Annotated in this window: 16 protein-coding genes and 1 tRNA gene; 9 read left to right on the top strand and 8 right to left on the bottom strand. The window is 64.8% G+C overall.

Annotated elements, in window-relative coordinates; translation table 11 throughout:
- Nucleotides 1-70 precede the first annotated feature (70 nt).
- Together ACX9NZ_RS01625 and ACX9NZ_RS01630 are read left to right on the top strand one after the other, a co-directional pair.
- Nucleotides 71-5,515: a glycosyl hydrolase family 95 catalytic domain-containing protein gene (locus ACX9NZ_RS01625; protein ID WP_407496922.1), complete on the top strand. Its 5,445-nt coding sequence runs from the start codon at nt 71-73 to the stop codon at nt 5,513-5,515.
- A 355-nt stretch (nt 5,516-5,870) separates the two neighbouring features.
- Nucleotides 5,871-6,347 (top strand): glutamine synthetase III, encoded by a 477-nt coding sequence (locus ACX9NZ_RS01630; RefSeq protein WP_369834854.1) that lies wholly within the window; start codon nt 5,871-5,873, stop codon nt 6,345-6,347.
- Here ACX9NZ_RS01630 and ACX9NZ_RS01635 read toward each other — a convergent pair.
- The gene (locus ACX9NZ_RS01635) at nt 6,286-7,770 is read right to left on the bottom strand and encodes a glutamate synthase subunit beta (RefSeq protein WP_294122442.1); all 1,485 of its coding nucleotides are present in this window, start codon (nt 7,768-7,770) and stop codon (nt 6,286-6,288) included. The two genes, ACX9NZ_RS01630 and ACX9NZ_RS01635, sit on opposite strands and share 62 nt — an antisense overlap.
- Nucleotides 7,763-12,484 (bottom strand): glutamate synthase large subunit, encoded by a 4,722-nt coding sequence (gene gltB / locus ACX9NZ_RS01640; protein WP_294159256.1) that lies wholly within the window; start codon nt 12,482-12,484, stop codon nt 7,763-7,765. Before gltB ends, ACX9NZ_RS01635 begins: the two co-directional genes overlap by 8 nt.
- A 362-nt stretch (nt 12,485-12,846) precedes the next feature.
- On the opposite strand from gltB, the gene ACX9NZ_RS01645 reads away from it, so the two are divergent.
- The 3 genes from ACX9NZ_RS01645 (at nt 12,847) to ACX9NZ_RS01655 (ending at nt 15,647) form a co-directional block, all read left to right on the top strand.
- Nucleotides 12,847-14,937, top strand: a complete 2,091-nt coding sequence (locus ACX9NZ_RS01645; protein ID WP_294122438.1) for a glutamine synthetase III family protein — start codon at nt 12,847-12,849, stop codon at nt 14,935-14,937.
- 25 nt (nt 14,938-14,962) lie between these two features.
- A tRNA-Glu gene (locus ACX9NZ_RS01650) sits at nt 14,963-15,039 on the top strand.
- Nucleotides 15,040-15,122: 83 nt separating this feature from the next.
- Entirely contained in the window at nt 15,123-15,647 is a 525-nt protein-coding gene (locus ACX9NZ_RS01655) for a biotin transporter BioY (protein ID WP_330006245.1), read from the top strand.
- Between the two features lie 65 nt (nt 15,648-15,712).
- On the opposite strand, the gene ACX9NZ_RS01660 is transcribed toward ACX9NZ_RS01655, so the two are convergent.
- From ACX9NZ_RS01660 to ACX9NZ_RS01685, 6 genes are all read right to left on the bottom strand, one after another.
- On the bottom strand, nt 15,713-17,914 hold the full coding sequence (locus ACX9NZ_RS01660) for a MurT ligase domain-containing protein (protein ID WP_304292703.1): 2,202 nt from the start codon (nt 17,912-17,914) through the stop codon (nt 15,713-15,715).
- An 84-nt stretch (nt 17,915-17,998) separates the two neighbouring features.
- Nucleotides 17,999-18,793 carry an indolepyruvate ferredoxin oxidoreductase subunit alpha gene (locus ACX9NZ_RS01665; protein WP_199588939.1) on the bottom strand — a complete coding sequence of 265 codons (795 nt, stop codon included), beginning with the start codon at nt 18,791-18,793 and terminating at the stop codon, nt 17,999-18,001.
- 3 nt (nt 18,794-18,796) lie between these two features.
- On the bottom strand, nt 18,797-19,249 hold the full coding sequence (locus ACX9NZ_RS01670) for an FKBP-type peptidyl-prolyl cis-trans isomerase (RefSeq protein WP_118654336.1): 453 nt from the start codon (nt 19,247-19,249) through the stop codon (nt 18,797-18,799).
- Between the two features lie 75 nt (nt 19,250-19,324).
- Nucleotides 19,325-20,350: a hypothetical protein gene (locus tag ACX9NZ_RS01675; protein WP_407496783.1), complete on the bottom strand. Its 1,026-nt coding sequence runs from the start codon at nt 20,348-20,350 to the stop codon at nt 19,325-19,327.
- Nucleotides 20,350-21,435: a hypothetical protein gene (locus tag ACX9NZ_RS01680; RefSeq protein ID WP_118654334.1), complete on the bottom strand. Its 1,086-nt coding sequence runs from the start codon at nt 21,433-21,435 to the stop codon at nt 20,350-20,352. The genes ACX9NZ_RS01675 and ACX9NZ_RS01680 overlap by 1 nt, the downstream gene beginning before the upstream one ends.
- A 195-nt stretch (nt 21,436-21,630) precedes the next feature.
- Nucleotides 21,631-22,047 carry a NusG domain II-containing protein gene (locus ACX9NZ_RS01685; RefSeq protein ID WP_302741376.1) on the bottom strand — a complete coding sequence of 139 codons (417 nt, stop codon included), beginning with the start codon at nt 22,045-22,047 and terminating at the stop codon, nt 21,631-21,633.
- A gap of 280 nt (nt 22,048-22,327) precedes the next feature.
- On the opposite strand from ACX9NZ_RS01685, the gene ACX9NZ_RS01690 reads away from it, so the two are divergent.
- From ACX9NZ_RS01690 to argC, 4 genes are all read left to right on the top strand, one after another.
- The gene (locus tag ACX9NZ_RS01690) at nt 22,328-23,542 is read left to right on the top strand and encodes an iron-containing alcohol dehydrogenase (RefSeq protein ID WP_118654332.1); all 1,215 of its coding nucleotides are present in this window, start codon (nt 22,328-22,330) and stop codon (nt 23,540-23,542) included.
- A gap of 634 nt (nt 23,543-24,176) precedes the next feature.
- Nucleotides 24,177-24,671, top strand: a complete 495-nt coding sequence (locus ACX9NZ_RS01695; RefSeq protein ID WP_459389425.1) for a hypothetical protein — start codon at nt 24,177-24,179, stop codon at nt 24,669-24,671.
- Between the two features lie 3 nt (nt 24,672-24,674).
- A complete protein-coding gene (locus ACX9NZ_RS01700; protein WP_330006250.1) occupies nt 24,675-25,196 on the top strand; it encodes a hypothetical protein in 522 nt (173 codons plus the stop codon).
- A 456-nt stretch (nt 25,197-25,652) separates the two neighbouring features.
- The gene (gene argC / locus ACX9NZ_RS01705) at nt 25,653-26,720 is read left to right on the top strand and encodes an N-acetyl-gamma-glutamyl-phosphate reductase (RefSeq protein WP_294158139.1); all 1,068 of its coding nucleotides are present in this window, start codon (nt 25,653-25,655) and stop codon (nt 26,718-26,720) included.
- The last annotated feature ends 5 nt before the right edge of the window (nt 26,721-26,725 follow it).

The following is a 26,725-nucleotide window of genomic DNA, read 5'->3' on the forward strand; positions in this document are numbered from 1 at the left end:
CTTTCCCCCCGCTTTTTATTCAGAGCCCCCTGCCTCAAGCAGCTGGGGGAGCGAAAGGTTGGACAGGGTCATGAAGATGACACGAATGATTAAGGGGGCGAAGTTTCCCCTGAAGGCGGCGACCGCGGTGGTCCTAGCGGCGACCGTGGCGCTTCCGGGTGTCGGTTGGGCAGCGTCTCGCAATGCCGACGCGTCCGACGTCACGGTGAATGCCGTGACCGTCGGCAACCCCTTGAGGCTTCGCTATGACGAAGCCGCGTCGGCCGCCGGCGATGCAGCGGGCGATGTGTGGCAGAAGCGCACGCTGCCCATCGGCAACGGCGACATGGGCGCGAACGTGTACGGCGAGGTGCAGACCGAGCACCTCACCTTTAATGAGAAGACGCTGTGGACCGGTGGTCCGAGTGATTCCCGCAAGAACTACAACGGCGGCAACAACGTCTCGAAGGGTGCCAACGGCGCTACGATCAAGCGCATCCAGCAGCTCTTCTCCGAGGGCAAGAACACCGAGGCCGCCAATATGTGCGACCAGCTCATCGGTGACCAGGAAGGCTACGGCGCCTATCAGGCCTGGGGCGACATCTACTTGAAGTACACCGACCTGGGCAATGGCTCCGCGTCCGATTACGAGCGCTCGCTGGATCTTACGACCGGTATCGCGGGCGTCGAGTTCGATGCGGCCGGCCGGCACATCGCGCGCGAGTTCTTCGCCAGCCATCCCGACAAGGTCGTCGTAGGCCGTCTCGAGGCGAGCGGCAAGGCAGGCGTCAACGTCGAGATCACCTTCCCGTCCAAGCAGGCGGGCGCCAAGGTCAGCGCATCGGGCAACCAGATCACCATGACCGGTGCGGTGCAGGATAACCAGCTCAAGTACGCTTCCGTGCTCAAGGTGGTGGCAAACGGCGGCAACGTGAAGGCCCAGGGCGACAAGCTCGTGGTCTCGGGTGCCGACGACCTTACGTTCTACGTTGCAGCGGCGACGGATTACAGGAATGATTATCCGGTCTATCGCACCGGTGAATCCGATGCCGAGCTCCTGGCGCGCGTGCAGAAGACGGCGGACGACGCCGTGGCGCGCGGCTACGACGCCGTCCGTGCCGACCACGTCGAGGACTTCTCCGCGCTCATGAACCGCGTGGACCTCGACCTGGGCTTTGACGGCGTGGTGTCCGAGCGCGCCACCGACGACCTGCTCACCGCGTATCGCAATAAGACCGCGACCGCGGCCGAGCGCCGTCAGCTCGAGACCATGCTGTTCCAATACGGCCGCTATCTCACGCTGGGTTCTTCCCGCGAGGACTCGCAGCTGCCCAGTAACCTGCAGGGCGTGTGGAACAACGTCAACAACCCGCAGTGGGCGTCCGACTACCACATGAACGTCAACCTGCAGATGAACTACTGGCCCGCGTACTCCACGAACCTCGCCGAGTGCGCCACGCCGCTGCTATCCTACGTGGATTCCCTGCGCGAGCCCGGTCGCGTGACCGCCGCCGTGTATGCAGGCGTCGAGACTCCCGAGGGCGACACCCAGGGGCAGGGCTTCATGGCCCATACGCAGAACACCCCGTTCGGCTGGACCTGCCCCGGCTGGTCCTTCCAATGGGGCTGGTCGCCCGCTGCCGTGCCCTGGATCCTTCAGAACACCTACGATGCCTACCGCTACAGCGGCGACCTCGAGCTCCTGAAGAACGACATCTACCCCGCCCTGCGCGAAGAGGCCCAGCTGTACAGCAAGACGCTCATCAAGGACGAGAACGGCAAGTACATCTCGTCTCCGGCGTACTCGCCCGAGCAGGGTCCGCGTACGGCGACGAACACCTACGAGCAGGTGCTCGTGTGGCAGCTCTTCCACGATGCCATCGAGGCCGGCAAGCTGGTGGGCGAGGATGAGGCGGTGCTCGCCGTATGGCAGGACCGTTTCGACAACCTGCGCACGCCCATCGAAATCGGTTCGGACGGCCAGATCAAGGAGTGGTACATCGAGGACGCGTACAACAAGGACGCTGATGGCAACACCTTGGGCGAGGGCTATGGCCACCGCCATCTCTCGCATATGCTCGGCCTGTTCCCCGGAACGCTCGTGTCCCAGGACACGCCCGAGTGGTTCCAGGCGGCACGCACGTCCATGAACCTGCGCACCGATTCCAGCACGGGCTGGGGCATGGGCCAGCGTATCAACACGTGGGCGCACCTGCGCGACGGCGACCGTGCGCTCAAGTTGATCGGCGACCTGTTCAACAGCGGTATCTATCCCAATCTGTGGGACACCCATCCGCCGTTCCAGATCGACGGCAACTTCGGTGCGACCTCCGGTATCGCCGAGATGCTGCTGCAGAGCTCCAACGGCTACATCGACCTGCTGCCTGCCCTGCCGAGCGAGTGGGATCACGGTAGCGTATCGGGCCTGGTGGCACGCGGCGACTTCGAGGTCGCGATGACGTGGGCTTCCGGTGCGCTGGTCACGGCCGATATCACGTCGAACAACGGCGGCGTGGCCACGGTGAACGTGCCCGATGCCGCGCTCGCCACCGTGACGGATGGCACGGGCGCCCCCGTGGCGTTCACGGCGCTCTCCGCCGATCGCATCAGCTTCGATACCACCGCTGGCGGTACGTACCGGATCGCCCAGATTCCCGCTGTCGAGCGCCCCGCCGTGCCGCAGAACGTCGCCGTCGCCGCAACGGGCGAGGGCGAGGCTACGGTCACCTGGGATGCCGTGGCGGAGGGCGCCCTCTATACCGTCGAGCGCCGCGTCGACGGCGGCGACTGGACGGCCGTGGGCAACAGCGTGTCCACGACCACGTTCGCGGACGAGGCCTGCCCCGCGGGCTTTGGAACGGTTGAGTACCGCGTCCAGGCGATTCTTAACGGCCTGCGCGGTCCCGCCAGCGAAGCGGTCGCGCTGCCCGAGGCGCCCGCCGTGTGCGAGGTGCTCGGCCGCGTCGACGACCAAGACCCGCATGTGATCTACAGCGGCGCTTGGGCCAATTGGAACAACAGCACTGACGGCAACTACGGTGACACCATCAAGTACCTGCAGAATCCGACCGGCACCGAGACCGCGAGCCTCACGTTCCGCGGAACGGGCATCGAGGTCGTCACGGTGACGAACTACGACCGCGGCTACTACGAGGTGACCATCGACGGCAAGGTCGTGGCAGAGCGGGTCGACACCTACTCCGCGACGAGCGTGCGCCAGAAGACCGTCTACTCCAAGACGGGTCTCGAGCCCGGCGTGCACACGATCGTGCTGCGCGCGACGGGCACCAAGAACGCCTCGTCGTCCCTGGCCAAGGTGGAGCTCGATGCATTCAACGTGATCGATACGTCTGCCAAGCCGGTGACGGGCGTGACCGTGCGTTCGGAGAACGGCATGACGCTGCTGGCAAAAGACGGCTCGACGCTCCAGATGGTCGCGGACGTGAAGCCTGCCGACGCGCGCGTGCAGGACATCGCGTGGTCGGTTGCCACGAAGAGCGGTTCCGCCACGGGCACCATCTCCGAGGACGGTCTGCTCGCGGCGAGCGGCGAGGGCGTGCTTACGGTCACGGCTGCGTGCGGCGACATATCCGGCTCGCTCGATGTGACCCTGGCTCCTGCCGGGACCGTGTCCACCGCGGTCGAGGACTGCAAGGGCACGCCTCCCGTGGATGCAAAGGGCACCCTGAACGATGATGAGCGCCTCACCTGGACGGGTGGCTGGTACAGCTGGGGCGAGGCCGGTCACCACGGCGGCTCCAAGGGCGAGAGCAACAACCTGGGCGATTCGGTGAGCCTGCGCTTCGAGGGCACGGGCATCCGCGTGTACTCGGCGTTGAACAACGATAACGTGGCCTTCAAGGTCGAGATCGACGGCGCCGTGGTGAACGAGGCCCTATCGCTGGGCGGCAATGACCAGAAGAACGTGAAGGTCTTCGAGAAGCTCGACCTCAAGAACGGCGAGCACACCATCAAGCTCACCTCCGTCGCGCGCGCGGGCGCCGGCCAGAGCAAGTCGAACGTCGACTGGTTCGAGATCATCGCGCCGAGCGACGCGGCAAACAAGATCGAGCTGCAGGCGCAGATCGAGGCGGGAGCGGGTCTGCTCGAGGGCGCCTGCACCGCTGAGAGCTGGGACGTCTATAGCAAGGCGCTCGATGCTGCGGTGAAGGTCATGAACGACGTGAACGCCACGAGCGAGACGGCCGCCGAGCGCGCCGCATCGCTGAAGGAAGCGCGCGAGCAGCTCGTTTTGATCGACGACGCTTCCATCGAGTTTGACACCGAGGCACATCTGGCATTTCCCGCGATCGAATCGCGCGCGGTGTGCGCGAGCTGGGACGCCGTTAAGGATGCCGCGACGTATCGGGTGCGCGTCTTTGCAGCCGATGCCGAGGGCGCGCCCACGGGCGACGCCCTGTCCGATATCGTGGTCGACGGCGTGCTCGCGCGCGTGAGCGGCCTCGATCCCGAGACGTCCTACGTCGTGCGCGTCGATGCACGCAACGAGGCGGGCCGCGTTATCAAGCGTATCGAGGGCGCGGTCGACACCCTGCCCGTCGCATCCGAGGATGCCCTTGAAGCCCCCACGGGCCTGGCGGTGCAGCCGAGCGAGACGAAGGGCGAGGCCGTGCTTTCGTGGAACGCCGTCGAGGGCGCTACGCGCTATCACGTATACGTGAACGGCGTGAAGAGCGCGGCGGTCGACACCGCGTCGGTCATGCTGTCCGGCCTGGTGAAGGACGGCGTGTACTCCGTCAAGCTCGTGGCGAGCAGCGACAGCGGCGCCACATCCCTGCCGGCATCCCTCGTGTTCACGTACGAGGGCGCCCAGGAGCCCGCCGTTGACTACGCGGGCAAGATTCGCGACCTGTTGGATGCGAACAAGAACCTGGTCGAGTCCGAGTACGAGGCGGCTGCTTGGAAGCAGTTCGCCGAGGCCCGCGATGCGGCTCAGAAGCTGCTCGACGACGACTCGGCAGACGAGAGCGCTCTGAAGGCGGCGTACGAGAAGCTGGTGGATGCGCTCGAGAATCTGGCGGACCATCCCGCCAAACCCGAGCCGGGTGTGGACTATGCCGAAATGATCCGCAAGGTTCTGGAGGAGAGCAAGGGCCTGGCCGAGGACGAGTACGAGCCCGAGGCGTGGACGCGTTTCGCTGCCGCCCGCAACGCGGCGCAGGCGCTGCTCGACGCGGGGTCGGATGACGCCGAGGCGCTGAAGGCCGCCTACGACGAGCTGCTCGCCTCCATCGCGAACCTCAAGGAGCATCCGGCGCCCGAGCCCGAACCCGAGCCCGAGCCCGAACCCGAGCCCGAGCCGAGCCCCGATCCCGATACCGGCGGCAACGGCGGCGGTAACGCCGACGGCAACGGTGGTAGCGCCGGTGGAAACAATGCCGGCGGCAACGCTGCATCGGGCGGTGGAGCAGGGTTCTCGAACGGTCTGGCCCAGACCGGCGACCCCGCATCCCTCGCCGTGGTGTTCACGGCGCTGGGTGCCGCGGCAATCGCTGCAGCGCGCCGCAAGCGCTAGGACGTCATGCCCGCGGTGCCGGCTGCCGGCTTGTGAAGCCGGTATGCGGATGCCCACGGATAAAGGACCAAGCGTGAAGGCCCCGTCGCATGGAGCGGCGGGGCCTTTTACTTTTGAAGGCCCGTCCGCCCAAAGGGCGTACGCCGGCGGAAGATTTGAGTTCCAACCGTGTTGTCAATTGTTGTTTGAGGATGGCTCCGCTATGCCTAGCTGCATGCTTCCCGCTGCGATCGCACCGGGGAGCGAGGTGTAGCGCCTGGCGCGAGGCAGCGCGGGGCGCGTCTGTATCGACCGACCATCTCGGGGCGGCGCCGCGGCGCCGCGGCTTTTTGACCTATGAAAAGGGAGCTCCCCTATGGCTGATCTTACCGAGCGTTTTGGAACCATGGTCTTCTCCGAGGACGAGATGAAGCGGTGGCTGCCCAAGGACGTGTACAAGAGGCTCGCCAAGACCATCGAGGAGGGCGAGTCGCTCGACCTCGATGTGGCGAACGCCGTGACGCACGCCATGAAGGAATGGGCGCTGCTGCACGGCGCCACGCACTACGCGCACTGGTTCCAGCCGCTCTCGGGTATCACGAGCGAGAAGTACAACAAGCTCATGAACATCGAGGCGACCACCATGGTGCGCGAGGCGCGCCGCGCCGTGGACGCGATGGAGGAGATCGTCGCCGCCGACTACTGGCCCGTTCCCACCTACGACGATATCCTGTTCTACGTGCAACCTCTCAGAAAGGGGACAGGCACTTTTCTGAGGTCGCGAGCTGAGGCTACAGCGCGAGCTCGCGGGCGACCTCGTCTGCACAGGCCAGGGCGTCGGCGATGGCGTTGACTACCAGTGAGGAGCCGGTGCGCGCATCGCCGCAGGCGAAGACCGCGGCCCCCGGCGCGCCCTGCGTCTTGGGGGCGCAACGGTGGGAAGCCCCCTCCATGACGGTCAGGGCGCGCCCCTGGTCGGAGACGAGCGCGCCGAAGGCGTCGAACGTGCTCGTCTCCGGTCCGGTGAACCCGCAGGCGATGAGCACCAGCTGTGCCGGGATCTCATGCTCGGATCCCTCGATACGGCGGGGGGTGCCGTCGCTCCAATCGAGGTTGGCGACGAGCAGCCCGCGCACGCCGCCCCGTTCGTCCGTGAGAACCTCGATCGTGTCGGCAGCCCACGTGCGCATCTCGGCGCCCATGAGTTCGATGGCCTCTTGCTGCCCGTAGTCGGTCTTCTTCACGTTGGGCCATTGCGGCCAGCCATTGCCCTCGCGCGGGCATGCGGGCGGCTCCGGCAGGAACTCGAGCTGGCGCACTGATTGCGCTCCCTGGCGCACGGCGGTGCCCACGCAGTCGTTGCCAGTGTCGCCGCCGCCGATCACGACGACGTCGAGGCCGCGTGCCGATATGACGCTCGAGTCCGTATCGCCCGCGAGTACCGCGCGGGTCGCCGCCTCGAGGTAGTCGACGGCGTATACGACACCCGCCGCATCGGCGCCCGGGGATGCCAGGGGGCGCGGCGTACGCGCCCCGCATGCGAGGATGACGGCGTCCGACTCTTCGAGCAGCCCCTCGGCGACGTCTGCGCGAGAGGCGTCGACGCCCAGCCGGAATTCAATGCCCAGCGACTCCATGAGGTCCACACGGCGCTGGACGATCGACTTTTCGAGCTTCATGTTGGGGATTCCGTACATGAGCAGACCGCCGGCTCGGTCATCGCGCTCCACGATGGTCACGCGCGCGCCGCGCCGGGCGAGGTCCCACGCCGCCGCGAGCCCGGCGGGGCCGGATCCCACGACGGTGACGCGCGGCGCGTTCCTGCCAGGGGCGGGGAAGCGTGCGGGGCCGCCGTGCTCCCACTCCCAGTCGGAGATGGCGCGCTCGTTGTCGTGGATCGTGACGGGCTGGCCGTCGACGGTCCCGAGGTTGCACGCCGCCTCGCACAGGGCCGGGCATACGCGGCTCGTGAACTCGGGCAGGGGTGAGGTGAGCGCGAGGCGTTCGGCGGCGGCCTCCATACGTCCACGGTAGATGAGCTCGTTCCACTCGGGGATGAGGTTGTGCAGCGGGCACCCGCTCGTGCGTGCGCGCCCGAACGATATGCCCGATTGACAGAAGGCGACGCCGCACATCATGCAGCGGCTCGCCTGCTCACGCCGGACATCCTCGCCGGGTTCGCGATACAGCGGGTCGAAGTCGCGCGTGCGTTCATCGGTCGGCCGCAGGACGTGGGCCTGCCGATCCGTGGTGAGAAAAGCTCCGGGTTTACCCATGGTGGGCCTCCTTGGTGCTCATGGGACTGCAGATGGATGAGGGAATGGTGCTTGCAGCGGATGCTGCGCTTGCTGAGGGCGCGGTCATGATTTCGAAGGCGCGTTCGACGGCCGCCTCGTGGGAGTGTCCGGCGCGTTCCTCCTCCGTCACGATCTCGAGCATGTGCCGGTATTCGGTGGGAATCACCTTGATAAAGGCGTGCTCGATGTCGGAGAAGCAGTACAGAAGCCTCATGCCGCGCGGACTCGCCGTGTACCTGACGTGCTCCTCGATGAGTGAACGGATGCGGGCGAGTTCGGAGGCGTCCGGCCGCTCGAGCGTGAGCGTCTCCGCGTTCACGCGGCTGGCAAGCGTGCCGTACTCGTCGTAGACGTAGGCGACGCCGCCCGTCATGCCGGCGCCGAAGTTGTGCCCGACCTCGCCGAGGATGAGCGCGACACCGCCCGTCATGTACTCGCAGCCATGTGCGCCCACACCCTCGACGACCACGGTCGCACCCGAGTTCCTCACGGCGAAGCGCTGGCCGGCAAGGCCGTTTACAAAGCCGCGACCGCCCGTCGCGCCCATGAACGCGACGTTGCCCACGATGACGTTCTCGTCGAACTTGAAGGTCGCGCCCTCTGGGGGTGCCACGGACAGGACGCCTCCCGAGAGGCCCTTGCCAAAGTAGTCGTTCGCGTCGCCGCGCACGCTGAGCGTCATGCCGCTGGGAACGAATGCGCCGAAGCTCTGGCCCGCAGAGCCCGTGCACCGTACCGTGATGGAGCCCTCCGGCAGCCCGTTGGGGTGCGCACTGGTGACGGCATGTCCGAGCATGGTGCCCGTGCAGCGGTTGATGTTGGCAATGTCGACGTCCAGCTGGACGGGGACCATGTGCGAGCGGGCGTGGGCGGTGCGAGGGATGAGCAGCGTGGCGTCGAGCGTCTCGTCGAGGTTCGAATCGGCCGCCATGTAGGGCAGGTAGTGGCGGCAATCGGCCCCGGGGATATGGGAGCCGAACTCGCAGCGAGCCGGCGCGAGGACACGGGAGAGGTCGAGGAGGTCGGACTTCCAGTTTCCGGCGCCGCGCACCTGGCGCAGGCATTCGACGTGCCCGACCATCTCGTCGACGGTGGCGAAGCCCAGACGCGCCATCACGCCGCGCAGCTGCTCGGCGACGAACAACATGAACCGCTCGACGTGCTCGGGCTTACCGGCGAAGCCGTGGCGCAGGCGGCAGTTCTGCGTGGCGATGCCGGCCGGGCACGTGTCCTGCTGGCAGTCGCGCTGCATGAGGCACCCCATGGCGATGAGCGGCATGGTGGCGAAGCCGAACTCCTCGGCGCCCAGCAGGCACGCCACGGCGACGTCGGTGCCGTCCATGAGCTTGCCGTCCGCCTCGAGCACCACGCGGGAGCGCAGGCCGTTGCGCACGAGCGTCTGCTGTGCCTCGGCAAGGCCGAGCTCCAGCGGCAGGCCGGCGTGCCAGATGGAATCGCGCGGGGCCGCGCCCGAGCCGCCGTTGTGGCCCGAGATCAAGATCTTGTTGGCGGCACCCTTGGCGACGCCGGTGGCGATGGTTCCCACGCCCGCCTCGCTCACAAGCTTGACGCTCACGCGCGCACGGGGGTTGGCGCACTTGAGGTCGAAGATGAGCTCGGCCAGGTCCTCGATGGAGTAGATGTCGTGGTGCGGAGGAGGCGAGATGAGGCCGATGCCGGGCGTCGACTGTCGGACCTCGGCGATCCAAGGGTAGACCTTCTTGCCGGGCAGGTGGCCGCCCTCGCCGGGTTTCGCGCCCTGCGCCATCTTGATCTGGATCTCGGTTGCCGAGGAGAGGTACCGGCTCGTCACGCCAAAGCGGCCAGAAGCGACCTGTTTGATGGCGGAGTTCACCGAGTCGCCATCCGCGAGCGGCGTCTCGCGGCGCGGGTCCTCGCCGCCTTCGCCCGAGTTGGACCGGCCGTGCAGACGGTTCATGGCGATGGCGAGACACTCGTGGGCCTCGCGGCTGATGGAGCCATAGCTCATGGCGCCGGTGTTGAAGCGCGTGGCGATGGAGCGCGCGTCCTCGACCTGATCGAGCGGGATGGGCGCGCGATCGGATGCGTCGAAGTCGATCAGGTCGCGCAGGCGCACGACGCGGCCCGGGCGGTGCAGGCGGGCGCTATACGCTTCGAATGCCTCGGCGTCGTCTTCGTGCACGGCACGTTGCAGCAGGTAGACGGTTTGGGGGTCGATGAGGTGGTCTTCGCCGCCCAAGGGGCGCCACTTGGTGAGGCCGAGCGTGGGGAGCTGGTCGGGCGCGGGAGAATGCGCGATTCTCTCCGCGGCATCCACCCGCTCATCGAGTTCGCGCTGAAGCTCGGCGAGGCCCATGCCGCCCACGCGGCTGACCGTGCCCGAGAAGCAGCGGTCGACGAGCTCAGGTGCGAGGCCGACGGCCTCGAAGATCTGGGCGGAATGGTAGCTTTGCATGGTGGAGATGCCCATCTTGGACATGATGGACACCACGCCCGCTGTTGCCGCGCGGTCGAAGCGTTCGATGCCCTCTCGAGCGCAAAGCACACGGCCGTCGGCTTCCACAAGGTCGCCCTCGTGCGCCAGACGCGCGATGTGCGTGTGGGCGCCGTACGGGTAGATGCCGCTTGCCGAGTAACTTACAAGCGCGGCGAGGTCGTGCGCCGAGAGCGCGTCGCCGCACTCGACGATGAGGTCGGCGAAGGTTCGCAGCCCCGAGCGCATCAGGTGGTTGTGAACCGCTCCGACGGCGAGGAGCGACGGGATGGAGACCTCACCTGAGCCCGCGCGGTCGGAGATTGCCACGATGTTCACGCCGTCGCGCACCGCCCGCTCGACCTCGCGGCACAGCTCATCGAGCGCGCGCTCAAGCGCACCTTCTCCCGCATCGCGCAGGTAGACGGCGCGGAAGGTGCGGGCATGGAAACCCGTGCGGTCGATTGAGGAGATTGCCTTGAACTGCTCGCCCGTGAGGATCGGGGAATCCAGGCGAATGAGCTGGCAGGCGCTGCGGCTGTCCTCCAGCAAGTTGCCGTGATTGCCCAGGTACAGGATGGTCGAAGTGACCACGTGCTCGCGCAGCGCGTCGATGGGCGGGTTCGTCACTTGGGCGAACAGCTGGTAGAAGTAGTCGAAGAAAGAGCGCGTCTTGGTGGAGAGGCAGGCGAGCGGGGCGTCGATGCCCATGGAGGCGAGCGGCACCTTGCCCGTCAGGGCCATGGGGCGCACGACCTCATCGACGTCATCCCAGTGGTGGCCGAGTTTGGCGGCCTCGACGGCCGACAGCATATCTGCCCCGTCGGTGTCTGCATTGCTGCCAGACTCGTCCGCGATGTCCGCAAGGGTGAGCATCTCCTCGGCAATCCAGTCGCGGAACGGCTTGAGCTTGGCAAGGCCAGAGCGAAGCTCGTCGTTGTAGATCACGCGCGCCTGGGAGAAATCGACCTCGAGCATCTCGCCCGGACCGAGCAGCCCGGAGGTGAGGACGTTGGCAGGGTCGACCTCGATGGTTCCAACCTCGGAGGACAGCAGGAAGCGGTCGTCGCGCGTCACGTAATAGCGAGCCGGGCGCAGGCCGTTACGGTCGAGGGCGGCGCCGAGCGTGCGTCCATCGGTGAACGCGATGGCGGCAGGTCCGTCCCAGGGCTCCATGAGCATGGACTGGTAGGCGTCGTAGGAACGGCGCTCCGGCGTGAGCGCGTCATTGTGATCCCAGGGCTCGGGCATGAGCATCGAGACGGCGCGCGTGAGGGGCCTGCCGTTTTGCACAAGGAATTCGAGCACGTTGTCGAGGATCGCGGAGTCCGATCCCTCGCGGTTGATGATGGGCAGCACGCGTTCCAAATCGTGTTGGAGCACGGGCGAATAGAGGTTGGGCTCACGCGCGCGGATCCAGTTGACGTTGCCCTTCAAGGTGTTGATCTCGCCGTTGTGGATGATGAGGCGATTGGGGTGCGCGCGCTCCCAGCTGGGCGTGGTGTTGGTCGAATAGCGGGAGTGGACGAGCGCGACGGCCGTCTTGACGGCGGCGTCGTTGAGGTCGATGTAGAAACGGCGCATCTGGGTCGCGACGAGCATGCCCTTGTACACGATGGTCCGCGCGCTCATGGAGCAGATGTAGAAGATCTTCCCGTCGAGGGAGGGCTCGGCATCGGCGCGCTTCTCGATGGAGCGACGGCACACGTAGAGGGCGCGCTCGAATTCGTCACCGGCCTCGATCGAGTCGGGGCGTCCCAGGAACGCCTGCATGATGGTGGGCATGCAAGCTTGTGCGGTCGAACCGAGGTCGTGCGGATCGACGGGGACGGTGCGCCAAAAGAGCAGGGGGATACCGCAAGCGGCGCATTCCTCTTCGAAGATGCGGCGTGCGTCCACCACTCCGTGTTCATCGCGCGGCAAAAAGACCATCGCCACGCCGTAGTCGCCCTCTGCGGGCAGGAGATGCCCGCACTTCTGTGCCTCCTTGCGGAAGAATCGGTGGGGGACCTGGAAGAGAATGCCCGCGCCGTCACCGGTGTTGCGCTCGAGCCCCACGCCGCCGCGGTGCTCGAGGTTCACCAAGACGGAGAGGGCGTCGTCGAGGATCTGGTGGCTGCGCTCACCCTTGATGCTCGCCAGGGCGCCGATGCCGCATGCATCGTGTTCGAATTCGGGTTTATAGAGGGTCGGCTGGTCGTCCTTGCCTGTGGCGGGCGATATGGGTGTCTGTTCCATGCCTGCTCCTTTGCTCTTGATGCCAGTGAGAATCGTTCGGCAGGAATGGTACGTTCGGTTGGTTGCGTGTGGTTTGCAGGTGTGTTTCCCGATGGTTTCCGGCATGCGAACATCTGAATACGCACATTTCACACCCATGCTGAGCTGGGATTATCCAAAAACGGACGAAATACGCCGTCGCATGATTTTTTTGCCGCAGGTGTGCTTACGACATTCTTTCCGCAGGCAGCATGCGGTACGCTACGATATGTTTCACGCTTGCAACGCAGCGGTAATTGCATCGAAACGTATGGCGTATAGGCTGCAATCGTCCGCTAGCACCAGCGTCGCTCACGCGCGGCGCGCCACGAAGGGAGCATCTGATGGCCGATCTCACCGACCGCTTCGGCACGATGGTCTTCTCTGAAGACGTCATGAAGAAGTGGCTGCCCAAGGACGTGTACAAAAAGCTCGCGGGAACCATTGAGGAGGGCAAGCCGCTCGACCTCGACGTCGCGAACGCCGTGGCCCACGCCATGAAGGAATGGGCGATCGCTCACGGCGCCACGCATTACGCGCATTGGTTCCAGCCCCTGTCGGGAATCACGAGCGAGAAGCACGACAGCTTCCTTGAGCCCAACCACGATGGCACCGCCATCACCAAGTTCTCGGGCAAGGCGCTCATCAAGGGCGAGCCCGACGCCTCGAGCTTCCCCAACGGCGGCCTGCGCGCCACCTTCGAGGCACGTGGCTATACCGCATGGGACGCCACGAGCCCGGCGTTCATCAAGGACGACGTGCTCTGCATCCCCACGGCGTTTTGCTCCTACACCGGCGAGGCGCTGGATAAGAAGACCCCGCTGCTGCGCTCCATGACCGCCCTCGACGAGCAGGCCAAGCGCGTACTCGCCCTGTTCGGCAAGCATCCCAAGCGCGTCGTGCCTTCCGTGGGCGACGAGCAGGAGTACTTCCTCATCAAGAAGGACGCATACCGTAAGCGCCGCGACCTCGTTATCTGCGGCCGCACGTTGTTCGGCGCGGCTCCGTGCAAGGGCCAGGAGCTCGAAGAGCACTATTTCGGTGCCATTCGCCCAACCGTCTCCGCGTACATGAAGGACCTCGATAACGAGCTTTGGGCACTGGGCATCCCGGCCAAGACGAAGCACAACGAGGTGGCGCCGTGCCAGCACGAACTCGCGCCCGTGTATTCCGAGCTCAACGAGGCCGTTGACAACAACCTCCTCATGATGGAGAAGATGAAGCTCATCGCCAGCCGCCACGATCTGGTGTGCCTGCTGCACGAGAAGCCGTTCGAGGGCATCAACGGTTCGGGCAAGCACAACAACTGGTCGCTCGGTACGGCCGACGAAAACCTCCTCGACCCCGGCGACACCCCGCTCGAGAACTTGCAGTTCGTGGTGTTCCTTACTGCGGTCATCGAGGCCGTCGACAAGTACCAGGATCTCCTGCGCGCCAGCGTCGCGAGCTGCGGCAACGACCACCGTCTGGGCGCCAACGAGGCGCCGCCGGCGATCATGTCCATCTTCCTGGGCGATCAGCTCACCGAGGTCGTCGAGATGCTGATGGACGGCGAGGCGAGCGTCCACGCCACCACCGACACGCTCACCTTCGGCACGGTGCTGCTGCCCAACCTCGAGCAGGACAACACCGACCGCAACCGCACGAGCCCTTTCGCCTTCACGGGCAACAAGTTCGAGTTCCGCGCCGTGGGCTCCGAGGCGAACGTCTCCGACGCGAACCTGGTGCTCGACTGTGCCGTCGCCCAGGCCCTGCGCGACTTCGCGGACGCCCTCGAGGGCACGCCCGAGGACGACTTCCAGGAGGCCGCGCTGGCCTACTGCGCCGAGCATCTGCGTGAGCATCGCCGCATCCTCTTCTCCGGTGATGGTTATTCCGAGGCGTGGGAGAAGGAGGCCGAGTCTCGCGGCCTGTGCAACTTCCGCACCGCCGCCGACGCGCTGCCGGCATTTGTCGCCGAGAAGAACCTCGCGCTGTTCCAGGAGCTCGGCGTGCTTTCCGAGGCAGAGGCCGTGTGCCGCTACGAGGTTAAGCTCGAGAAGTACAACAAGCTCATGAACATCGAGGCCACGACGATGATCCGCGAGGCGCGCCGCACGTACCGCCCGGTCATCACCGCCTACGCCACCAAGGTCGCCAAGGGTCTTGAGGCCATCCGCGCCGCCGGTGCCGAGGCGGCGATGCAGTGCGAGCAGAATACGCTCAATAAGCTCTGCAACGGCATCACCGACATCAACGAGGCCATCAAGGCGCTCGATGCGGTGCACGTCAAGGCGGAGTCCATGGCAGATGGCCAGGAGCAGGCGAATTGCTATGCGCACGAGGTTGCACCCGCTATGGCCGACCTGCGCGCGGCAGTCGATGCCATGGAGGAGATCGTGGCTGCAGATTACTGGCCGGTCCCGACGTATGATGACGTCTTGTTCTACGTGTAGGAACTCTGTTATACTCTTGCGCGCTGTCCCCATCGTCTAGCGGCCAAGGACGCCACCCTTTCAAGGTGGATATCACGGGTTCGAATCCCGTTGGGGGCACCATCGAATTGCCAGCCCGGATCCCTTGCGGGATTCGGGCTTGTTGTTGTAACGGGGCTCGTTCTTTTCATGAATGGGGGAGCAACATGGACGCCAAGCGTATTGCCCGTGCCGGACTCATGGTGGCGCTATTGGCGGCTTCCGCCCAGGTCATGCTGCCTTTTGGCCCCGTGCCCTTCACCTTGCAGACGTTCGTGCTCGCCATGATCCCCGCCGTGCTCGATCGCCGCACGGCGGTCCTTACGGTTGTCGCGTACGTCTTGCTCGGCGCCGTTGGCCTTCCGGTTTTCTCCGGCTTCATGGGAGGCTTCGGTGCGCTTGCGGGCCCCACGGGCGGTTTTCTGTGGGGATTCATCCTGGGCATGGTAGCAGCCGGCGTTCTGGACAGGGCGCTTCCGGCACGTATCCCCGCGTACCCGCGTGCCCTCGCATCCGCCGCTGTGTTGCTGCTCGTTTCGTATGTATGCGGCACCGTCCAGCTCATGGCGTTTCTGACGATCGACCTGTGGGGCGCGCTTGCCATCGCGGTGGCTCCCTTCATCATCCCCGATGCCGTCAAGCTCGTCTGCGGCGCGCGGGTCGGGGTGTCCGTTGCCCGCGTCTTGCCATAAAAACGCGCGCCACGGGACGTGACGCGCGCATCTTCGAATATGTGCCACAGGGACTGGCGGCTGCGTTAACCAAGCAGTTTCATCGCCGCCTCGTGTGCGGCGTGCTCGCAGGCATCGTCGAGCATGGCGAGTGGCAACAGCTCTCGCGCCTGTATGTTACCGCCGCGCCCGCGGCGCTCGAGGGCTCGCGTGATGAGCCAATCGGCGAGCTCGGGGTTCTTGGAGAGCGCGGGTCCGTGGAGGTATGTTCCCACCAGGTTGCGGTGGAGGCATCCCTCAGAGCCGTCTTGACCGTTGTTGCCGGTGCCCTCGAGCACTGAGGTGCCGAGCGGATGCTCGCAGGCGTCGAGCACCGTGCGTCCGCCGTGGTTTTCAAACCCTACGAACGGGGCGTCGGCGATATCGGTTTTCACCGCGACGTTGCCCGTGAGGCGGCCTTCGCCACGTACCGTGTCGGCGGCGATGATGCCCAGCCCCTCAACCTTTTCATCGCCCATGTAATACGAGCGCCCGAGGAGCTGGTAGCTGCCGCAGATTGCGAGAACGACGCCATCATCCTCAACGTAGCCCTGCAGCTCGTCGCGCTGGTGGCGCAGCTCGTTGGCAACGGCGAGCTGGTCGCGGTCGGCACCGCCGCCTATGAGCACGATGTCCGCCGTGGACAGGTCGAGCACATCGCCCATGTGCACGTCGTCAACCTCGACGGGAATGCCCCGCCACCTGCAGCGGCGTTCGAGGATGATGGCATTGCCGCCATCGCCGTACAGGTTCAAGGCGTCGGGATAGAGGTGGACGATGCGCAACGGACGACCCAGGTCGAGCATCTTGTCCGAGTGCTGGGTGTCGTCGTCATCGTGGATGGCCGTTACATCGATGGACACGGTTTTCGCATCGCCGGTCACGACGTCCCCGAGCCCCTCGAGCTCCTTGACGATTGGGGGGAACGCGGTGTAGTTGGCAACGGCATGAAGGACCTCGCCGACATCCTCGCCCGCCAAGGTATCGATGACATCGCCGATGCTATTAACGAGCGAGGCGTCGATGCCGGCGTACTTGAGGCGAACCTGCAGGTCGTGCGCGCGCGATCCGCCCGCAAAGGCATGTACGCCGGGAGCGCTCAGACATTCGAAGTCAACGTCCCAAATCCACGAGACGTCGCGTCCGTCCGCATCTGCGTCGTTGAGGTAGAAGGCCATGAGTTTGCCGCCCGAGGCCTTGACCTGCTGGATCTGACGATCGAAGCCCACGGGATTCTTGGCCAGGTCGGTCGCGACGATGCGCCCCTTCGCCTGCCAACGCGTCATGCGCCCTCCGGTGGGCACATAAGTGTCGAGGACGCCCTGGAAGCGGCTGGAATCGCCGTCGAGCGCGTCGAGGACCCAGGCGGCGGTCCAAGCGGCGGTGATGTTGTAGACCATGTACAGGCCGTTGTATCTGGTGGAGAGGGGCGCGGTCTGCGAGGACCCGTCTTGCTGCGCCTTCAATTCGAAGGAATAACCGGTGCTGGTGAGGTGCACGTTCGAGGCCCCCGAGGCGAGGTCGGGGCGCCTCCAGCCACAGGCGGGGCAGTGGTAGGAGCCCAGCTGACCGTATTGGATGTAGTCGTATTCGAGTGGGGCGTTGCAGTGGGCGCAGAAGCGCGACTCGGCGATGTGCGAGGCCTCGCCGCCGGTGGGGCCATCGAGCCCAAAGGGAAGCGAGGGATTGGGCACGCGGTCGGCGATGGAGGCGCACAGCGGGTCGTCGGCATTGAAGATCAGCGTGGTCGTTGGCGACAAGGCGAGCGCCTGCGCGATGACGTCCTGGGTATGGTCGATCTCCCCATAGCGGTCGAGCTGGTCGCGGAACAGGTTGAGCAAGACGAAATACGTGGGCTTGAGGCGCGGCAGGATGCGCACGGTGTACAGCTCGTCGCACTCGAACACGCCCACGCGGCGCTTGCCGGCGGTTCGACGTCGATTGGAGTTCGCCTCGAGCAGGGTGCCCGTGATACCGGTCTCCATGTTGTTTCCCGCTCGGTTGCACACGCAGACGGCTCCGCTCGCCGCCACGGCATCGGCTATGAGGTTCGTCGTGGTGGTCTTGCCGTTCGTGCCGGTGATGACCACGCTTGCGTCCAGGAGGCCGGCAAGATCGGCGACGAGTTCGGGGTCGATGGAAAGGGCGAGCTTGCCGGGCAGTGCACCGCCGTTACGATGGAGGACGGAGCGGAGCCCCCAGCGGGCAAGGTCGGCGGTGACGGTTGCGATGTTCGATCTGATGCTCATGAGAGCTCCTATCGTGATGGGGATGTCATGTGCCTGGCGTTCGCTCCCGCCTTCCATGGTGGAGGGCCGGGGAGAACGACGGGCTTACTGGCTGGCAGCTGCGTATCGGGCGCGGCTGCGCTCCTCGGGTGTCATGCGGCTGCGCGGGGAGTAGATGACGTGTGTGCGGCAGCACTCGACGCACAGATCGCATCCGGCGCAGGCATCTGCGTCGATGCGGAACACGGGCGGCTCAAAGCTAATCGCCGGGCAGCCGGTGATTTGCTGGCAGCGGTGGCAGCTCATGCAGGCGTATGCATCGATCTCGGCGGGCTCCGCCTCGTATTCGCCGCGCTGGATTTGGGCGCAGGGCGAGGCGAACACCACGGCGTGGACGCCGGGGCGCGCCAAGGCACCGCAGAGAACGCCCGCGGCGCGTTGGCTGTCGAACGGATCCACGATCACGGCGTCGCCGCAACCCAGGGCGAGGGCACGTTCCGCCAGTCCTTCGATGGCCTCACGCGTGAGGAATGCGCGGCTGGATGCGAGCACGGCAAGGATGGTGACCCGTCCTTCTGCGGAAAGCCCCGCGAGTTCGGCTGATTCGTCATCACGGGCGAGCGCGGCGTCGGGCACGAAGTGGATGCACGCCTCGCAGGAGGGTTCCTGCGGTGTACCGCCCTGGGGCACAGGCACCTTGTAGCGGTCGAGCAGCGCCTCTTCGCCGCCTACGCACGTGCAGGCGGCCGGGTGCATGGAGCCAACGGCGGCGCAGCCTGCGTCGCCGCAGATAACGCGGGCGCGTCCACGCCCAAGTGCCTCCCTACATGCCACGTATGCCGCGCGGTGGGGGCAACCCGGGCACGCCACGCCGCGCCGGATGGGATGGGACGTCACCATGGTCTACGCCTCCTCATCGGTATAGGGCTCACGGCTCACGAGCGAGAGTTCGAAGGTGAGGGTGTGCCCGGCCATGGGATGGTTGAAGTCAAACAGCGTGTCGCCGTCGTCGGCCACGCGCATCACGCGTGCGAGTTGCTGGTAGCCCTCGCCGTTCATGAGGTAGATGAGTTGCCCGGGTACCAGTTCCTCATAGTTTGGAATCTCGATCGTGGGCATGACGTACAGAAGGCGCGGGTCGTGCTCACCGTAGGCGTCCCTGGGCGCAAGGGTCACGGTCTTCTTCTCGCCGGGCTCCATGCCGAGCACCGCGACCTCGAAGCCTGGGACGACCTCGTGGTTTCCCTCGACATATGTGAGCGGCGTGCGGCCCTCGGTGGTATCGAAGACCTCGCCGTCCTCAAATGAGCCGGTGTAGTGCACGGTGACGCGGTGCTTGAGCGAAAAATCCTGCACGGGCGGTTCCTCCGGAATCGATTGGCAACCCGATAAGCGTATCACGGATGGCCCGGTGCCCGGCGCGCATGGGGGCTAGAACCCATGCCGTAACGCGAACTCCTCGGCACGCTCTCGGATTCCCTCGACGCCCTCCGCCCATGCGGCGAAATCGGGCGTGTCGGCGATGATGCCGTCGGCCTCCCACACGGCTTGGTGCGACAAGTCCCATGCCTCGAGGGCCGCGGGCCGCACGGGCAGGTACGGGTCGTGGTAGGTCGGGTTGATGAGGAAGAACGCCCCGCCGTCGCAGCGCGCCGCGAAATCACGGAGCGCACGGCGCGCGCTGCGACGCTGTCCGAGCTTGTAGAGCAAGATGGTGCGTCCCAAGAGGAACCACGGCAGGTCCTCGGCGTCCTCACCCGCATCGCGCGCAGCCGCGAAGAACCCGTCTTCGTCCTCCAGACGCGCGAGTGCGAGGAAGAGCGTGCCCACGGCGAGGTTGGGGTAGCCGTGCGCGCGCATCACCGTGCGGGCGTACGAGGCGGCGGCGCGGTAGCGGGCTGTGAAGATGCATCCTTGGGCGAGCGCCTCAACGGTGTGAAGCCAGCCGATGACCTCGGGGTCGCGTGCGGTGAGCTCCCCGGCATCCTCGCTTGCCGCGAGTGCGCTTTCACGCCATAGCCCCTCGATATCGGGGTCGAATCCCGGACGGGACATCACGAGTCTCTCCCGAGTTTCACGTTCGAGCTGGAGCATATCGCCCAGGCAGGCATCGAGGGGCACCTCGGCGAGCTGTATGGCGACGAGCCTCGCGTCGACGCAGTGGGGGTCCGTTCGCATGATCGCCGCGAGCTGGGCGCGGGCACGCTCGAAGAGCGCGCTGCGGTCGCGTTCGAAATCTCCGTCGGGCAGGTCCTCCATGCGGAGCAACCCGTCGAGGAGCTCCTCCTGCACGCGCATGTACGACACGAGGGCCCGCGCGCCGTCATCGGTTGCATAGCGATCGGGATCGCGCTCGATCTGTTCGTGAACGAGTTCGCGCGCCGCGTTCGTGAGCTCGGGATGGGCGAGGGCGTAGCGATGTTCAAGGTACGCGGGAACGTATGCACGTGGATTCATCAGTTCTCGCCTCCGGGTGCGTTGCCGCGCGTCTCGGTGTGGGGGAGCGGGTCGCGTGCGTCGAGGGAACGCTGCACCAGGTCGTGTTCGGCGATCCACAACGCAAAGCTCGCCGAATCGGGCGTGCCCATCCCTTCTTGCAGGAGCGGCGTCGCCTCCGAGAGGGCCAGCACCAGCTCATCCTCGCTGCCGGGTTGCACATTCACGCGCGAGAACACGCCGTCGGGGAATTCTGCCTGGAAGTAGAGGGATTGGGCACTGCGAGGGTACACGCGCATGAGCGTTCGCAACGCCGTCGTGGCCCCTGCCATGTCGAAGGAGCGGTATGCCAGGCTCATCTGCGCGATAAGGCTCCACGCGTCCGGTGCGTGGCCGCCGGGTTGTGTGCGGCGCGAGGCGCTCTTGCCCGCAAGTTGATAGGCGGCTGCATGGCGCGAACGGTAGCGTTTGAGTTCCTCGGGCGCCACCTCGAGCTTGGCGAGCGCGAGCATGCCGGTGTGGCGAATGCCCGCCATGTCGAGTGGGTAGGCTCTCAGGCCCTCCTCGGCGCACATGAGGGCCATGCGGTACTGCCCGGCGATGAACAGCCGCGAGGCGAGCATGGCAATCCAGCGTTGGAGGGGCCGCTGCCCCAAATCGCGCGCGAACTCCTCTTCGTAGGGGTTCGATGCGTCCTCGAGGAGGTGCTCGACGTCGCGTTCGACATCTGCGCGATGGTCGAGCAGATAGGAGATGAGTTCGTCGTCCGATTCCGATTGCAGGGTGGCGAGCATGCGCTGGGCATCCCAATTGCGCGGGTCGAGCTCGGTCGCCTCGCGCAGGTAGTTCTCCGCAATGTCGAACTGCGCCTCGGCGTCCTGTTCGGTCGGTGCGAACGGCGCACGGTAGTCGACGACCTCCGTTGCCTTGGATACCAAGTGAAACGAGCGCTCACGATCGGTGTGGATGAGCGACGAGGGGTCGTTTTGGAACGCCTCGGAGGCACGATCGATGTACAAGGGGTCTTGGAGGAGCTGAACGCCTTCGCGTTCCATATTGGCGAGGATGAGGCGAAGGCAGTCCTCCTGGATGGGGTCGAATGCCATGGGTCTCTCCTTTCCGGTTGACTGGTGGCGTGGGCCTGGTCGTTCGTGATGGTCGCGGGACGTGGCTCCGGGGCCCGAGGTATATATCCGCACGTACGGCTCTTATTCGTTATCGAACTAGTGTAGCCGTTTTCTTCTTGCCCATGGCGTGCGTCCCTTTGGGCTCACGCCATTGGCTTGCAGGACGTTGACGCGTCAATGAAGGACGGTCGCCTGTGACTCGTCTTGAACGATTTCGACGACGAGTCCGTGGGGAAGGCATACGATTTCTTCTCCAACGCCCGCAATGGGGTCATGCTCGACACAGACCTGGTTGTTGCAGTTGGCGCTCTCGACCTTTACGGTGCCGTTCGCGATGCGAATGGTGTTGAGGCCTTCGTGCGCATCGGGCCCCGTTCCCGTCCCGGGCGTTTCGACCACATATGTCGTCTCCGTGGAGAGCGGGTCGGTGCGGCGGAAGCCCTCTTTGGTCTGGGTAACCACGAGCGCGCCGCTCGCCGAAAAATCGCCAGCGTTTGCGGAGTTTGCCAACCACCAGATTCCACCTATGACGGCTGCCAGCAAAAGACCAGTAAAAAGGAGGATATCCCCCGTTTTGATGCGCGTTTTCATACACGTTCCCTTTCGCGACCTGCTGCTAAGAGGGCGAAGTATGCAAGAAGCCTAACAGATTTCGAACCTAGTCGGATGGGCGCACGCGATATGATGTGAGCGTCTGTGATTGAACGATTTACCACGCTCTCGTTAGGCACTCGGGAATCCGCGGGGGGCGCCCCCTCGGGCACCTGTTTGGGCCCGAGCGGTGAAACCGGTCGATCTGCGGGCATAGTCCATGTGGGGCTAACGGTGCCCCGCGCAAACGCGGTTGATTCCGCGAAATGGGAGGTAAGTAATGGGACGTTTCACCAATCCTCGCGACCTGTATTTTGGTGAGGGTGCTCGCCACGAGGTCAAGAACCTCAAGGGCTCCAAAGCCATGATCGTGACTGGCGGCGGCTCCATGCGCCGTGGCGGCTTTTTGCAGGACGTCGAGGCGGACCTTAAGGAGGCCGGTTTCGAGGTCGAGATCTTCGAGGGCGTCGAGTCCGACCCGTCCGTCGAGACGGTCATGAAGGGCGCCAAGGCCATGGAGGCCTTCCAGCCCGACTGGATTATCGGCATCGGCGGCGGTTCCCCGATCGACGCCGCCAAGGCCATGTGGCTGTTCTACGAGTACCCGGAGGAGACCTTCGAGCAGGCCGTCGTGCCCTTCTCCTTCCCCGAGCTCCGCACCAAGGCCAAGTTCTGCGCCATCGCCTCCACCTCCGGCACCGCGACCGAGGTCACCGCGTTCTCCGTCATCACCGACTACGAGAAGGGCATCAAGTACCCGCTGGCCGACTTCAACATCACGCCCGATGTCGCCATCGTCGACCCCGAGCTCACCTACACCATGCCGGCCAAGCTCTGTGCCCACACCGGCATGGACGCGCTGACCCATGCCATCGAGGCCTACGTCTCCACCGCCGGCTCCATGTACACCGACGGCAACGCGCTGCACGCCATCCGCGAGATCGTCGAGTGGCTGCCCAAGTCCTACCAGGGCGACCATGAGGCCCGCGCCCACATGCACGACGCCCAGTGCATCGCCGGCATCGCCTTCTCCTCCGGCCTGCTTGGCATCGTCCACTCCATGGCCCACAAGACCGGCGCCGCATTCTCCGGGGACCACATCATCCACGGTTGCGCCAACGCCATGTACCTCGGCAAGGTCATCCAGTTCAACGCGAAGGACGAGCGCGCCAAGAGCCGCTACGCCTTCATCGCCAAGGACATCCTGCATCTCGAGGGTGAGACCGAGGACGAGCTCGTGGAGGCCCTTGTCCAGAAGATCCGCGACCTCAACGACGCTCTCGACATTCCGCAGGGTATCAAGAACTACGGCCAGTACGGCGTGAAGGCCGATGAGTCCATCATCGACTACGATGAGTTCGAGGCTAAGAAGTCCGAGGTTGCCGCCAACGCCATCCTCGATGCCTGCACCGGTTCCAACCCGCGTATCCCCACGCAGGAGGAGATGGAGCAGCTGCTCGAGTGCGTCTACACGGATACCCCGGTCACGTTCTAGTCTCCCTTGGCGTGCGCGCTGCGTGATTCGCGGCGTGCACGTGCGATGTCATCGCACACATGAGCCGCCCTGGGCAGTTTTGAACTGTCCCAGGGCGGTTTTTTTGATGCTTGTTCTTACGATCGCCCGATTTCCGCGCTTGCGTCCCGGCCGATGCCGCTGTTGGTCGGCCCCCGGCCTCCTTCACTCGACGACGCGAAGAAACGTGGGTTTGAAACGAGTGCATTATTTCAAACCATTGATTTCTCACATAAACGGCCTTGGTAATGTGATTTATCACGGGTTTGAAATGAACGCGCTCATTTCAAACCCGTGTTTCCTCACAATCCAGCAGGACGAGCGGGCGGCCAAGGAGGGTTTGATCGATTTGTCAAGCCCCGAATAGGTCGTACGGCCATATTGGGGGTACAGACGGTCGAAAGAACTTTCAATGTGACGCAAGTCGAGCTCTGATGATGCGATTTCGACCTTTGACCCGACCGTTGGCCGATGAATTGCCACCGCCCATGGATAAAAATGCATCGGCTGTGGCACTGAGCTGGGTGTCAGATAATCCCCAACCACGTGCAAGACTCATTCCGTCGTCTCATTGATACCGTAGAGGTTCCGAGGTGTGCGGATGACGGGACGACATATGGGGGACGCAAAACAGCGAGTTTTGGATAAGTTCGACCGGTGTGACCGGCAGGGACTGTGGCTGATACCGGAGTGCCACGCAGAAGAGGCCTTGCTGCATCGGCTTCGCGCGGCAGGCGAAGTGACCTGCCCCTGTCGAGGCATCTTCGCACGGACCGCGGCGTATGGGTCTGCCCCGCCGCGCGTGCGTTCCTACAAGCTCGTCCGCACTTTGGGCAAAACGCACCCGGAATGGATATTCTGCCTGTATTCCGCTGCGATGGTGCACGGATTGCAGGTTCCGAACCGGCTGCTCGACAAGGCGCACGTGGTGTCGGCGCTCCCAAACAGCCCTGCAAGTCCAATCGCGCGCCACACGTGGGCGCTACGCGATGGCGACGTCGTCAAGGTCATGGGAGTGCAGGTGACGTCCTTTCGGAGGACTCTTATCGATTGCCTCTGCGCGGCGCCGTTTAAAGAGGGTCTGGCGATTGTCGACTCCGCATTGCATTGAGGGATGACAAGTGAGGAAGAGCTGAGTCAGTGGCTGGCGGAGGATGGCTTCCGTAAACGGGGTGTTCGCCAGGCACGCGAGACGCTGTTGTGGGCGGATGGGAGAAGTGAGAACGGAGGAGAGTCCATCGCGCGCGCCACGATGATCGAGCTCGGTTTCCAGCCGCCTGAATTGCAGGTGGAAATAATCGACCCCATGGAACCGGACAACCCGAAGTACGGTGATTTCGGCTGGTGCTTGAGCAACGGCCACTGGATCATCGGCGAGCTGGACGGGCTGGAGAAGTACCGGGCGAGAGCGGCGAATGCCGGCGATATCGATGCGGTGATTCATGCCATGGCGAAGGAGCGCCGTCGGGAGGCGCATATCAACATGGCCAATGCAACGGTGATTCGGTTCTCCATGGAGGAGGTCTACAACGTCGAGTACTTCGAGAACCTGTTGACGACGGCGGGCGTTCCTCGACGGGATTACGTCGACCGGGCGTCACGACAAGGTGTTGTGCGCGGCGGGACATCGCGCTGATATGGCGAATTGAAACAGCGGGGACGATTTCAAACCCATGATTTTTCACATTTTGAGGCTTGGTAATGTGATTTACCAACGGTTTGAAATTGTGGCGTCATTTCAAACCGTTGATTTCTCACAGAAAGCAGCTTGATAATGTGATTTATCAGGGGTTTGAAATCGGGACCCTCGTTTCGGAGCTCGCGTTTCGAAGCGCGCGTGTCGGCTTTGTTACGAATGTATAAAAGTGAATGAATCAATCAGAAATGATAATATTTACTGTCAAACTTTCGCAATATTGCAAATGTTTTGATGGGCAATGCATATGGAAGCGACGAACGGCCTCGGGTCGGACAACGGTCCCGGAAGCGGCAGCGGACCAGGGCTCGGCAACGGCCCCGGGAGCGACGCACGGCCCCGGGTCCGGCGGGCGGAGCTGCATCGCAGCGTATACATGGCAGAAGGGCGGAACACATGGCGTATCAGGTAGGAGTCGTTGGCGCAGCGGGGTACGCCGGGGCGGAGCTCGTCCGCTTGCTCCTCGCACACCCGGATTTCGAGCTCAAGGCGATAACGTCCAACGCCGATGCCGGTGTGCGGCTCGCGGACATCTACCCCGCGTTTACGGGAGAGACGGACCTCGTGTTCACCAGCCATGACGATCCCGCGCTGATGGCCCTCGATGCGGTGTTCCTTGCCGTCCCGCATACCGCAGCCATGGGGATGGCGCCCAGCCTCTTGGCGCACGGCGTCTCGGTGTTCGACTTGTCCGCGGATTACCGGCTGGCGAGCGCGGAGGTCTACGAGGAATGGTATGGGGTCCCGCACGCCTCGCCCGAACTGCTCGCAGGGCGCGCATTCGGGCTTCCGGAGCTGTTCGCCAAAGATCTCGCCGATGCCCGTGCCAGTTTGGAGACGGGGGAGCCAGCCCTGGTGGCATGCGCGGGGTGCTATCCCACGGCCACGTCGCTGGCGGCTGCTCCGGCGTTGCGCATGGGCTGGTGCCGCGAGGATACGATTGTGGTGGTGGATGCCGTCTCTGGCGTGACGGGCGCGGGAAAGGGCTGCAACGCCCGCACGCATTATTGTTCGGCCGATGAAAATGTCGAGGCATATGGTGTGTGCAAACACCGTCACACGCCGGAGATCGAGCAGATCTTGCAGGCGAAAGACCGTGTGGTGTTCACGCCGCACCTCGCGCCGCTCAAACGCGGACTGCTGTCCACCGTGACGCTGAGGCTCACGCAGGAGGCGGCAGCTATGGATGTTGAGGAGGCCGTCGAGGCGTACCGCTCGTTTTACGAGGATGCGCCCCTTGTCACCGTGCTCGATGCGGGCGCCATGCCGCGAACTGCCTCAGTGGCGGGCACGTGCCGGTGCCAGATCGGCCTCGCCGTGGACCCGCGCACGGGAGTGCTGGTGGCAACGGGAGCCATCGACAACTTGTGCAAGGGGGCTGCCGGTCAAGCTGTGCAGTGCGCCAATATCGTCTTTGGGCTCGAGGAGCGACGAGGTTTGCCGCTTGTCGCCATGCCAGTCTAGCCAAA

Source organism: Collinsella sp. BM28 (assembly GCF_054551995.1).